The organism is Porphyromonas sp. HMSC065F10, from assembly GCF_001808555.1.
Taxonomy (GTDB): Bacteria; Bacteroidota; Bacteroidia; order Bacteroidales; family Porphyromonadaceae; genus Porphyromonas_A.
The window spans coordinates 11,019-22,524 of the sequence record NZ_KV793748.1 but is presented as its reverse complement, the minus strand read 5'-3'; the positions used below and the strand labels follow the sequence as shown (position 1 = coordinate 22,524).

The 11,506-nt window shown below is 57.0% G+C and carries 11 protein-coding genes; 8 read left to right on the top strand and 3 right to left on the bottom strand.

The features are described 5' to 3' along the window. Nucleotides 1-223: 223 nt before the first annotated feature. The 8 genes from HMPREF2890_RS01150 (at nt 224) to gpmA (ending at nt 8,877) form a co-directional block, all read left to right on the top strand. A complete protein-coding gene (locus HMPREF2890_RS01150; RefSeq protein ID WP_070464189.1) occupies nt 224-2,254 on the top strand; it encodes a peptide MFS transporter in 2,031 nt (676 codons plus the stop codon). Between the two features lie 283 nt (nt 2,255-2,537). Beyond that, nucleotides 2,538-2,693, top strand: a complete 156-nt coding sequence (gene rpmH, locus HMPREF2890_RS08740) for a 50S ribosomal protein L34 (RefSeq protein ID WP_083289720.1) — start codon at nt 2,538-2,540, stop codon at nt 2,691-2,693. 233 nt (nt 2,694-2,926) lie between these two features. Further along, a complete protein-coding gene (locus tag HMPREF2890_RS01145; protein WP_070464186.1) occupies nt 2,927-3,604 on the top strand; it encodes a porin family protein in 678 nt (225 codons plus the stop codon). Nucleotides 3,605-3,700: 96 nt separating this feature from the next. After that, complete coding sequence (rpoN, locus tag HMPREF2890_RS01140; RefSeq protein ID WP_070464184.1) at nt 3,701-5,152, top strand: RNA polymerase factor sigma-54; 1,452 nt, start codon at nt 3,701-3,703, stop codon at nt 5,150-5,152. A 44-nt stretch (nt 5,153-5,196) separates the two neighbouring features. Beyond that, the gene (gcvH, locus tag HMPREF2890_RS01135; protein WP_070464182.1) at nt 5,197-5,577 is read left to right on the top strand and encodes a glycine cleavage system protein GcvH; all 381 of its coding nucleotides are present in this window, start codon (nt 5,197-5,199) and stop codon (nt 5,575-5,577) included. Nucleotides 5,578-5,673: 96 nt separating this feature from the next. Continuing rightward, nucleotides 5,674-6,195, top strand: coding sequence for a 5-(carboxyamino)imidazole ribonucleotide mutase (purE, locus tag HMPREF2890_RS01130; protein ID WP_070464180.1), 522 nt, complete (start codon nt 5,674-5,676; stop codon nt 6,193-6,195). 901 nt (nt 6,196-7,096) lie between these two features. Beyond that, the gene (locus HMPREF2890_RS01125; protein ID WP_083289719.1) at nt 7,097-8,083 is read left to right on the top strand and encodes a polyprenyl synthetase family protein; all 987 of its coding nucleotides are present in this window, start codon (nt 7,097-7,099) and stop codon (nt 8,081-8,083) included. 38 nt (nt 8,084-8,121) lie between these two features. Continuing rightward, nucleotides 8,122-8,877 (top strand): 2,3-diphosphoglycerate-dependent phosphoglycerate mutase, encoded by a 756-nt coding sequence (gene gpmA / locus HMPREF2890_RS01120; protein WP_070464178.1) that lies wholly within the window; start codon nt 8,122-8,124, stop codon nt 8,875-8,877. Between the two features lie 78 nt (nt 8,878-8,955). Here gpmA and HMPREF2890_RS01115 read toward each other — a convergent pair whose 3' ends face one another. The 3 genes from HMPREF2890_RS01115 to HMPREF2890_RS01105 all read right to left on the bottom strand — a co-directional run bounded on the left by HMPREF2890_RS01115 (nt 8,956) and on the right by HMPREF2890_RS01105 (nt 11,485). Further along, nucleotides 8,956-10,194, bottom strand: a complete 1,239-nt coding sequence (locus tag HMPREF2890_RS01115) for a DUF805 domain-containing protein (protein ID WP_070464176.1) — start codon at nt 10,192-10,194, stop codon at nt 8,956-8,958. 124 nt (nt 10,195-10,318) lie between these two features. After that, the gene (locus tag HMPREF2890_RS01110; protein ID WP_070464175.1) at nt 10,319-10,933 is read right to left on the bottom strand and encodes a DUF805 domain-containing protein; all 615 of its coding nucleotides are present in this window, start codon (nt 10,931-10,933) and stop codon (nt 10,319-10,321) included. A gap of 30 nt (nt 10,934-10,963) precedes the next feature. Beyond that, entirely contained in the window at nt 10,964-11,485 is a 522-nt protein-coding gene (locus HMPREF2890_RS01105) for a DUF805 domain-containing protein (protein ID WP_070464174.1), read from the bottom strand. Between the last annotated feature and the right edge of the window lie 21 nt (nt 11,486-11,506).

Genomic DNA, 11,506 nt, shown 5'->3' with positions numbered 1-11,506 from the left:
TTTCGGCGAAAGACCATTTTGCAAAGGTCTTGCTCTACGAGGCGACCGCCCCTCTCGGTGACGAGGTGGGGCGGTCGCTCCTTTGTACTTAACGGCAAAAAAGGTATTTTTGCCTTCGGAGGTCTCCGCACGCCTGCTCGCACGGAGAGCCTACTGTCGGTCGGAGACGGGCAGAGGATAGATAAGACTATTGTAACTTACAACCTATAAACCAACTAACCACATGGCACAACGTCATCCTAAAGGGCTGCTGGTGCTCGCCTTGGCAAACATGGGCGAGCGCTTCGGCTACTACACAATGCTGGCCATCCTGACCCTGTACTTGCAGGCAAAGTTTGGACTATCATCGGCTACTACGAGCTGGATCTACTCGATCTTCCTCGCCCTGATCTACTTCCTCCCCGTCTTCGGTGGTGTGGTGGCAGATAAGTGGCTCGGCTACGGTCGCACGATCTTGATCGGAGTGGTCGTCATGTTTGGTGGCTATCTGCTGCTCGGTATGCCCTTCGGCGCCGGTCAGGTGGGTCTCGCCATCATGCTGGGAGCACTCCTACTGATCTCTATAGGTACGGGACTCTTCAAGGGAAATCTCCAGGCGCTCGTGGGTAAGATCTACGATGACCCGAAGTATGCGAAGGGGCGCGACATCGCTTTCTCGATCTTCTACCTCTTCATCAACGTAGGCTCCCTCTTCGCTCCCAGTATGGGACAGGCGATCACGAATAACGTCCTCAAGGAGCACCACTTCGCCTACTACAACGCTGACATCCCGGCCAACTACAACCGCTTCAACGACCGACTCCTCTCCGCTGACGAGGAGGCCTCCTTCATCCAGGCAGTACAGGCTAAGCATAGCGACTGGGCGACGATGGCTGCAGAGGATCAGGATAAGGCGATCACCAAGGCGAAGTCCGACGAGGGTGTCCTCTTCCAGGCTGATGCGGATGCGGCAGAGTTTAATCTCAAGCTCGCTGGGCTCAACCAGTACACCGTCACCGGTAAGATCACCGACCCGGCGCTGATGGTGACGGATGACGACTACCGCCTCGCTAAGTCTCGCGTGCCGGAGCAGCAGGCTGCCCGCCAGGAGCTCCTCGCCCGTGTGGCGGCAGCGGAGGTGCCGGCCAGCCTTGTCCCCCTCGAGGAGGGCGTGGAGTCCAAGGGCTTTGCTCGTGACTTCGGCTACGAGTATGTCCAGACCGCTCTCTCCACCTCGTACAGCTACGCCTTCTTCGTCGCTTGTATCTCGCTCGTCATCTCGATCCTGATCTTCGTCTTGGGACGCAAGACCTGGAAGTTTGCCGACGTGACTGCCAAGCAGGCGATGAGCCATGCCGCCGAGCAGGGCAAGAAGGTGAAGCCGATGCCCAAGAAGGAGGTGCAGGAGCGCATCTTCGCCCTGATCCTCGTCTTCATCGTGGTGATCTTCTTCTGGATGGCCTTCCACCAGAATGGCCTCACGCTCACCTTCTTCGCTCGTGACTACACGGTGAGCCAGGTCGACCCGACCACCTATGGACTCTTCAATATCGGTATGCTGGTGGCCTTCATCGTCTTCATGTACGGTATCTACTCCATGACGATGGGTCTCCTGGGGTCGTCGAAGAATAAGAAGCTCGGCCTCGGGCTGATCGTAGCCGGTCTGATCGCACTTGTGGCAGTCTATATGACTCAGATCAAGCCGCTCGAGGGTATGCAGAATATCACTCCTCAGATCTTCCAGCAATTCAACCCCTTCTTCATCGTCCTCCTGACACCTATCACGGTCGGCATCTTTGCCGCACTGGCAGCTAAGGGCAAGGAGCCGAGCGCCCCGCGCAAGATCGGTATCGGTATGATCATGGCAGGTGTGGGCTTCCTCGTGATGCTGATCTGCGCCCTGACCAATCAGTTGCCGGCCCCCGGTTCGCTCAATGGCGGTACCAGCCCGATCCTCGTGCAGCCTGAGTGGCTCATCGGTACCTACCTGACACTGACGGTAGCGGAGCTCTTCCTCAGCCCGATGGGTCTCTCCTTTGTCTCCAAGGTGGCTCCGCCCCAGTACTCCGGTCTGATGCAGGGTGGATGGCTCGCCGCCACCGCCGTCGGCAATATGCTGGTCGGCGTGATGGGCAGCCTCTGGGATAAGATCTCGATGCCCACCTTCTTCATCATCCTGATCGCCTGTTGCGGTATCGCCGCTGTCTTCATCTTCGCCATCATGGGTCGCCTCGAGCGCGTGACCGAGGATAAGCCCGAGGAGGTGGAGGCGTGATGAGGCGATAGACGACTATTGCCAAGCCTAATAGAGGGGGCAGCACCTGAGTATGATCGGGTGTTGCCCCCTCTTCTCCTACATAGGAGTCGCCACCACCTCTCGCTCTGCCCATCGGCATATCTCGTGCGTCGGGCGAACGAGATCACAGGGAGAAAAGCTGTAATCCCCATTGCATTAGCGGAATAATAGTAGTACCTTTGCACCACTTTTCGGATACAATAATCTGCGATCTTGACCATCGGCTCCGATGGAAGGGAGGAGCACATGAGTTAATAGCGATATGAAGAGAACATACCAACCTCACGTCACCAAGAGAAAGAATAAGCACGGCTTCCGCGCACGTATGGCATCAGCCGGCGGTCGTCGCGTGCTAGCTGCACGTCGCGCCAAGGGGCGCGCCAAGCTGAGCGTCTCGGACGAGTTTTCCGCTCGCTAAGCGCTACAGGTGACCTAAGTGATCTACAGGCCTTGACCGATACATTGTATTGGTCAAGGTCTAAGTTTTTCTAAAAGAAGCGTAATAAAGTCGCTCTTTGGTCCGTTTTCATAAGTGTATCCATTGACCTCTCACTATTTATCCCTAACTTTGCCCCAAGCAAGAGCGATAGACCTCGTCTGAGTGTCGAGCTCTTGGACATTAAGTTTGACACTAAACAATCACACAAGATTATGAAACTAAGAAATGTAATCCTCGGCTCACTCCTCGGAGTATTTGCCCTCGGTGCAACTGCTAACGCTCAGATCGGCGTCATCGTACGTGGTGGCTACCAGGCTGCCAATATCACCGGTCTCAACCCTAAGGGTGAGATCCTCCACGGTGGACGTGCCGGTGTCGCTGCCGATATCACCGTATACGATGGTGGCATGAGCCGCATCTCCATCCAGCCCGGTGTAGACTTCGCCATGAAGGGCTACCAGTACAAGAAGGAGACAAAGGTAGGTGAGACTACGCTCGGAGCTAACGCTTCGCAGACTCTCTATTACGTTGATATCCCTGTCCTCGCCAACTTTGCTTTTGACCTTGGCAATGATCTCGGTGTCTTCGTCAATGCCGGTCCTTACCTCGGCGTAGGTGTTTCTGGTACCAGTAAGGGTGGTCTCCAGATAGGAAACTGGAAGCCAGAGTCTAAGTCAGATATCAAGCCCTTTGATAAGGACAACGGTATTTACAATCGTCTCGACTGGGGTGCTCAGGTCGGTGCCGGTGTAGAGTACAACCACTTCCAGGTAGGTGTAGGTACTCAGTTCGGTATCGGTGACCTCCGTAACGAGACCCTGAAGAAGGCCGATAAGGAGAAGGCTCTCCGCAACAGCAACTTCTTCGTTACTGTCGGCTACCGCTTCTGATCCATAGGTTAGAGCCTTAATACTACAGGCGGGTCGTCTCTTGACTGAGGCGACCCGCCTTTTCTTCGTACATTTGTCCCATAAGAGTGACACTGTATGACCGGAACCGGAGGTAATAAGCAGAAACTAAAGCAGCGGCAGAAGCTCTCCGCTCGACAGATCCAGCTGATGCAGATGGTGATGCTCCCACAGACGGAGCTCTCGCAGCGCATCAAGCAGGAGCTGGAGCGCAACCCTGCGCTCGAGGAGGGGAGCGACGAGCCGGGAGACTACGAGGAGTTGCCCGAGGGTGAGGGGGGCACTCCGGAGAGCATCGATGCCGATGACTACACCGATGTGGATGAGATCCCCGGCTCAGCCTATAAGCACAACTCCCGATCGGAGGGCGCCTCAGCATCAGAGATCCCCTTTGCTGACACGCCGACGCTCCAGGAGTACCTCCGCCGGCAGCTCTACATGACCGACCTTGACGAGGAGCAGCGACAGATAGCCACCTTCGTCATCGGCAGTCTCGAGGACGACGGCTACCTGCGCCAGACGACGGAGGGACTGGCAGACGACCTCGCCATCTATCAGGGGATCTACTGCAGCCCGGAGGAGGTGGAGGCTGTCGTGCGGGCGATACGGACGCTCGACCCGCCCGGTGTGGGTGCGAGGGATCTGCGGGACTGCCTCCTCCTGCAGCTGGAGCGGCGTACCCCTGAGACGCCGGCCATCACCCTCGCCAAGCGGCTCCTCACCGACCACTTCGATGAGCTCTCCAAGCGGCACTACAGCGCCCTCAGCGAGGCGTGCGATGCCGATGACGACCAGATCCGCGAGGCGATCCGGCTGATCGTCTCGCTCAACCCCACCCCCGGGCTCGACTTTGGCACCCGGATGGAGGGCAATGCCCAGACGGTCATCCCCGACTTCATCGTCACGGAGAGCAATGGCGACCTCGTGGTGACGCTGAATAATGGCGACATACCCGAGGTGAGGGTCAATCGGCAGTTTGAGGACGAGATGAGCGCCTATACCGGTGACCTGCGGAGCCTGCCGAGGGAGCAGCGCGAGACCGGGAAGTTTGTCAAGGGCAAGCTCGAGGCGGCCCGCACCTTCGTCGACATGATCCGCCAGAGGCGCGAGACCTTGATGTCCACGATGATGTGCATCGTGGATATGCAGCGCGAGTACTTCCTCAGCGGTGATGTGTCGACCCTGCGACCGATGATCCTCAAGGACGTCGCTGACCGCATCGGGTACGACATCAGCACGATCTCTCGGGTCACCTCGACCAAGTATGTGCAGACCGACTTTGGCACCTTCCCGCTACGCCACTTCTTCAGCGAGGGGATGGTGCGCGACGATGGCGAGGAGATCTCCACCCGCCATGTGCGGCAGATCCTCCGAGAGATCATCGATGAGGAGGATAAGCAGCGGCCGCTCTCCGATGAGGCGCTCAGCAGGGCACTCCGAGAGCGCGGCTACGATGTGGCTCGCCGCACCGTCGCCAAGTATAGGGATGGGATGGGGATCCCTGTTGCAAGATTGAGAAAAGAATTCTAAATTTGTATTGGAAATATTTGCCAACCAAAACAATAGACAACACTATGAACTTTCCTGAAAACCTGAAGTACACCCAGGACCACGAGTGGATCCTCGTAGAGGGTGATCAAGTAACCGTCGGTATCACCGACTTCGCTCAGCAGGAGCTGGGAGACATCGTATTCGTCGACGTCGACAGCGAGGGCAGCACCGTAGAGGGCGGTGAGGCTTTCGGCTCCATCGAGGCGGTCAAGACGGTCTCTGACCTGATCGCTCCCTGCACCATCGACGTCGAGGAGGCCAATGCTGAGCTCGAGGATGCCCCCGAGCTGGTCAATCAGGACCCCTACGGCAAGGGCTGGATCATCAAGGGTAAGGTCGCTGATGCCGGTGCCATCGAGGGACTCCTCTCTGCCGCTGATTACAAGGCCCTGGTGGAGAAGTAATCTACTTCGGAGATCATGACAAAACAAGGGGAGAGAGGCGACCTGTGTCGTGCTCTCTCCCCTATTTTTTTTACTTATAAAAGAGACTACTAAGCTATGGCTGATAAGAGTAAGCCCATCGTCAGCGTCATCATGGGCAGCACCAGCGACATGCCGGTGATGAAGAAAGCGCTTGACCTCCTGGAGCAGATGGAGATCCCCTTTGAGCTGCTGGCGCTCTCCGCCCACCGCACGCCCGAGGAGGTGACCGACTTTGCCACCCACGCCGAGGAGCGCGGCATCCGCGTCATCATCGCTGCAGCCGGCATGGCGGCACACCTCTGCGGTGTCATCGCTGCGCAGACCACCGTGCCGGTGATCGGCGTCCCGATCGCCTCCACCCTCTCCGGTATGGATGCGCTCCTCGCCATCGTCCAGATGCCCGGCGGCATCCCCGTCGCCACCGTGGGCATCAATGGTTCGCTCAATGCCGCACTCCTCGCTGTGCAGATCCTCGCCGTCGCCGACAGGGAGCTCGCTGAGCGCTACCGCACCTACAAGGAGGGGCTGAAGCAGAAGATCGTCAAGGCCAATGCCGACCTCGCTGAGGTGAAGGAGTACAGGTACAAGACCAATTGAGACTGTTGCACGAAGGCGATCTGCTGCGTTGCTTTCGGAATTCGACCTCGGTCACGTACGTGAGTACGATCCCTTCGGTCTCATCCTCAGCGCCTTGCATATCGTCCCTCGTGCAAAGTCTCAGCACATTTGAAACAAATGTGCGAGAATGGCACTTCGTGCAATTTCTCAATTGATACCTGTCTCATAGAAAGACCTTTGCAAAATGGTCTTTCGCCGAAAAAGCACCGCTTTTTCGGCAGGGACTTTGCAGAACGCCCCAGATGCAAGGGACTGAGAGTGAGGGCGAAGGGAGTGTGCTTACGCACATGACCAAGCCCGAATCTCGAATGTGACGCCGCAGATGGGGTATTATGCAAAGGTCTCAGAGACAAAGAAAGGGCTCACAGGATGGATGACCACTCTGTGAGCCCTTATAAGATCGCGTCGGGGACTTTGGATAACTCCGAAAGTAAGGATTTGAGGATGAATCGTGCTTTGTAATCCGTCCGCCCATAAAGAGCCACGGCACGCCATCGCAAGATCCAAGGGTCTCGGAATTGTTTTAATATTGACGAGTTTCCCGTGTGCCCGACGCGAATGTCTATACTTAAATACCCCCTCGAGGTGGAGGTAGAGAAGCGCTCCCGCTTCTTATCTCTTTGTATCACAAAGATAGGAAAATCAATCCGCATCTGCAAGTCGGACAAGTCGGATGCCCAGCCCCAGCGCTCTCTCCCCGGCTCTCCATCCCTGGCTCGGCGGCATCCGCCAGGGTGTCGCACCGGTTGCCTGACTCCCTAGTATGTGCGACACCCTTGCGAGGTCTGGGGCCCTCCTGTAGAGCTTACGTCCACACCCGCAAATCACGGGTGGGAGTGTTTTAGCCAGCGGCAATAATTGTGTAAATTTGTAGCATAGTATGAGCATGAGCAATTTCTTCGACAACCTCCCCGAGGATATCGCCGGCATCTCCGACCGCATCGACCAACTGATGGGGGAGACGCTGGAGAGTGACTCGCCCTCGCTGCGCCATGCCGTGGAGCTTTTCCGTCGTCACCCGGGTAAGAGACTTCGGTCAATGCTGATGGGCATCGTCGCCTCGGCATTTGGCGAGATCTCAGATCGTGTCGTGCAGGGTGGGACCTTCATCGAGATGATCCATATCGCCACTCTGATCCACGATGATGTGATCGATGATAGCGACACACGGCGCGGGGCCAAGGCGCTCCATATGCTCTTCGGCAATCGTAGGGCTGTGCTGATGGGTGACTATGTGCTCTCTAAGGCGATCCTCCTTGCTGTGGAGCTGGAGGAGCCACTCGTGCTACAGATCCTGAGCCATGTGGGCGAGTCGCTCACGGAGGGCGAGCTGATGCAGGACGATGCCGCACAGCTGGCCGAGACGAGTGAGGCGTGGTACTACGATATCATCCATCGCAAGACCGCCTCACTGCTTGCCGCCTCTGCCACCCTTGGGGCGATCCTCACCGGCAGGAAGGACGAGGAGACCACGCTTGAGGTCAGCGAGGCGACGCTGAGCCTGGGGATGGCCTTCCAGATCCGGGATGACCTATTTGACTACCTCCCCACGCCGGAGCTGGACAAGCCTGCCGGCAACGATCTGCGGGAGCACAAGGTGACCCTTCCCCTCATCTATGCCCTGGAGCACAGTGGGCGCAAGGGGGAGCGCGCTCGCCGACTGCTGCGTCAGAGCGAGCTGAGTGACGAGGATATCCGCTCACTGACCCACTTCGCCATTGAGTGTGGCGGGATCGACTACGCTGAGCAGCAGATGCATCGTCTCCTGAGTGAGGCGAAGGAGCACTACGCCCGGGTGATCCCCGAGGGGCGTAGCCTTGACCTGCTCTACCGACTCTGCGACTACATTGCAGAGCGAGAGAAGTAAACGGCCTATTTTTTTCACAAAATAATTAGAGACAAAGTATGAGAAGATTAGTACTGGTACGCCACGGACAGAGTGAGTGGAACCTGGAGAATCGCTTCACCGGATGGACCGATGTGGACCTGACCGAGAAGGGCATCCAGGAGGCTGCCGCTGCCGGCAAGACGCTGAAGGAGAATGGATTTCACTTCACCCTCGCCTACACCAGCTACCTTAAGCGTGCCATCAAGACCCTCAATATCATCCTCGACAAGATGGATCTCGACTGGATCCCCGTCCGCAAGACCTGGCGCCTCAATGAGAAGCACTACGGCATGCTGCAGGGACTCAATAAGGCTGAGACTGCAGAGAAGTATGGTGACGAGCAGGTGCACGTCTGGCGCCGCAGCTACGATGTACCGCCTACGGAGCTGGCGAAGGACGATCCTCGTAGCCCCTTCCAGGACACGCGCTACGCTCACGTGGACCCCAAGGACCTGCCTCTCACCGAGAGCCTCAAGGAGACCGTAGAGCGGATCCTCCCCTACCTCCACGAGGAGATCCTGCCATCGCTGAAGGATCACGAGGACGTGATCGTCGCTGCTCACGGCAACTCCCTCCGCGGTATCGTCAAGGTGCTGAAGGGGATCTCTGACGAGGATATCCCTTCGCTGAACCTCCCGACCGGCATCCCCTACGTCTTTGAGCTCGACGAGAGCGACAACTACCGCGTCATCAAGGACTACTTCCTCGGCGATCCCGAGACAATCAAGAAGCTGATGGACGCTGTTGCCAACCAGGGTAAGGCAAAGAAGTAAGCTTCCCCACTTATACCAAAAGAGAGGCTGTGTCGCGACTTGCGGCACAGCCTCTCTTTGGCTTTTCCCCATTCCTGATCACTCCTGACCGGAGCCCTCACAGGTGGGGGTAGGCTCGGGATCTGCTCCGTAGCCATTGGGACTGATCTTGCCGGGGATAAAGGCGACGACCAGCACCACCAGCCATATAAGGGAGAGGAAGATAAAATTGAAAATCGTCACTTCTACATCGGTGCCCGGTTCGATCAAGGCAAGCAAATTGACGACGTTAATGAGGATCGTCAGCTCGCAGACCACCAAGAAGAGTACGTGGGAGATCCCCGCATCGTGGAAGCGACGGGAAGTAACCGCCAGCATCGGAACCAGCAGCAGGAGTCCCAAAGTGATCACAGGACAGATGAAGGGGTTATGGGACAGAAGATAGTAGATGCGCCCCATATTGTAGGAGCCTTTTGCCCAGCCCTGCATTACGCTGGGGTCGGACCTGAGGTCTACGACAGAGGTTTGCAAAAAAAGCATCAACGGCACTATGAGGATGAGTGTCTGGAAGAGGATAAAGCCCCACCACTCCTTGCGGCACGCCCGGCCGGAGAAGTCGGAGTACTTCGTCGTGATGCAGCGGACGAAGTAGCCCCAGTGGGAGAGGTCCTCGCTCTGCGGGGCGGTGTTGTTGTCTTGGATTACTCCTTTGTCTTTAAGAGTATTGAAGATCTGACCGTGGCCCTCACAGGTGGAGGCGTGCTTGGGATCGGGTCCGTAGGCATTGGGACCGGCAATGCCGGGGATAAAGGCGATGATCAGAATGACCGTGGTGGTCATAGAAATGTAAGAGGATAGACCAATCAAAGCCATGGGGATGGCTCCCGGAGCGATCACCATCAGCATGCCGATAATGGTACTAAGAAGCGATAGCCCAACGACGAACCAGAAGAGCCCGGTGGAGATCCCCACGTCGTGGAAGCGACGACAAGTAACCGCCCACGTCGGAACCAGCAGCAGGATCGCCGCAGTCATCATGACCCAGAAGAATACATTACCACCCAAGAGCGAGTTGACATACTCCTTATCGAAGAGGTCCTGTCCCATATACTGCGCTATCTCCGGATTGGCTGTGAGATCTTTGTCCAAAGCCATCATCACGGGGATCTGCAGGATCAAGAAGATGAGTGTCTGGAAGAGGATAAAGCCCCACCACTCCTTGCGGCGTGCCCGTCCGGAGAAGTCGGAGTACTTCGTCGTGACACAGCGGACGAAGTAGCTCCAGAGGGAGAGGTCCTCGCTATGCGGGGCGGTGTTGTTGTTTTGGATCACTTCCATTGTAAAAGTTTGTCTGTAAGCGTTTTGGGCGAGGTAAGGAGAGGCAAGCTACCCCGCTATACCAAAGAGAGGATGTGTCGCCAAGTCGTGACACAGCCTCTCTTTGGCTTTCCCCTATTACCGATCAGATCTGACCATATCCCTCATAGGTGGGGGCGGGCTTGGGATCAGGTCCGTAGGCGTTGGGACCGACCTTGCCGGGGATGAAGGCAACGACCAGCACCACCAGTCCTGCAATCATAGAAAGGAAAGAGACAATACCTGACAAGGCTTGGGGAATGACTCCAGGAGCGATCACCTGAAGCACGCTGACAATATTACTGAGGACCGCCAGACCACCGACGACCCAGAAGAGTCCGGTGGAGATCCCCACATCGTGGAAGCGACGGCAGCCCACCGCCAGCGTCGGAACCAGCAGCAGGATCCCCACGATCACCAAAATCCAGAAGAAGACATTGCTACCCAGGAGCGAGTAGACATACTCCTTGTCGCCGGGATTCTGAGCCATATACTGCACCATGTCCGGATCGGCTGCGAGATCTTTGCCAAAGGTCATCCCGACGGGGATGCCAAGTAGCGTGGTAATGAGTAACTCGAAGAGTGCGAAGCTCCACCACTCTTTGCGGCGCGCCCTACCGGAGAAGTCGGAGTACTTCTTCGTGAGGCAGCGGACGAAGTAGCCCCAGACGGAGAGATTCTCGCCCTGAGGGGCGGTGTTGTTGTTTTGGATCACTTCCATTGTCAAGTTTGTATTTAAGGGTTTTGAGTATCACTCGCCCTTGGGGGCGAGACCGTACTTATTCTTTTTCTTACCACCGGGGATGATCGCCACGGCGAGGATAAAGATCAGCGCGCAGGCAGCGAGGAGCATCGACAGGACAAAGAATCCGGGACCGCCGAGACCACCATAGGGGGTGAAGAAGAGCGGGATCGGCAGCAGGAGAAGCAGCATACCGAGCAGCACCGGCCAGGCAGGCAGGTTGCAGTCGTGGAAGCGACGCACCGCCACAGCCATCCCCGCGAGGAGGAGCCAGAGAGCGAGCAGCCCGACGATACAGGTGATGATGACGCCCGACCCGGTAAGCGGCTCCGTGACGTCTATCCGGCCGAGAGAGGATGCCCCAGCGACGATGCCGCACAGCAATCCCCCGAGGAGGACCGCAAAGAGCATATACCCCCAAAACTCCCTCCTCCGTGCCCTGCCTGTAAAGGTGACACACCTACGAGTCATACATGAGATAAAGATCCGGAAGAGTGACTCCTGCTCCTCTACTTGCTTGCTTGGTATCATAATAGTTGAGTGCAAAAAAAA

Excerpts from the sequence above, each read along its gene's own strand:
- HMPREF2890_RS01125 (WP_083289719.1), top strand. The coding sequence starts at position 7,097 with ATGAGCATGAGCAATTTCTTCGACAACCTCCCCGAGGATATCGCCGGC.
- HMPREF2890_RS01150 (WP_070464189.1), top strand. The coding sequence starts at position 224 with ATGGCACAACGTCATCCTAAAGGGCTGCTGGTGCTCGCCTTGGCAAAC.
- HMPREF2890_RS01145 (WP_070464186.1), top strand. The coding sequence starts at position 2,927 with ATGAAACTAAGAAATGTAATCCTCGGCTCACTCCTCGGAGTATTTGCC.
- HMPREF2890_RS01115 (WP_070464176.1), bottom strand. The coding sequence starts at position 10,194 with ATGGAAGTGATCCAAAACAACAACACCGCCCCGCATAGCGAGGACCTC.
- rpmH (WP_083289720.1), top strand. The coding sequence starts at position 2,538 with ATGAAGAGAACATACCAACCTCACGTCACCAAGAGAAAGAATAAGCAC.
- HMPREF2890_RS01105 (WP_070464174.1), bottom strand. The coding sequence starts at position 11,485 with ATGATACCAAGCAAGCAAGTAGAGGAGCAGGAGTCACTCTTCCGGATC.
- HMPREF2890_RS01110 (WP_070464175.1), bottom strand. The coding sequence starts at position 10,933 with ATGGAAGTGATCCAAAACAACAACACCGCCCCTCAGGGCGAGAATCTC.
- rpoN (WP_070464184.1), top strand. The coding sequence starts at position 3,701 with ATGACCGGAACCGGAGGTAATAAGCAGAAACTAAAGCAGCGGCAGAAG.
- purE (WP_070464180.1), top strand. The coding sequence starts at position 5,674 with ATGGCTGATAAGAGTAAGCCCATCGTCAGCGTCATCATGGGCAGCACC.
- gpmA (WP_070464178.1), top strand. The coding sequence starts at position 8,122 with ATGAGAAGATTAGTACTGGTACGCCACGGACAGAGTGAGTGGAACCTG.
- gcvH (WP_070464182.1), top strand. The coding sequence starts at position 5,197 with ATGAACTTTCCTGAAAACCTGAAGTACACCCAGGACCACGAGTGGATC.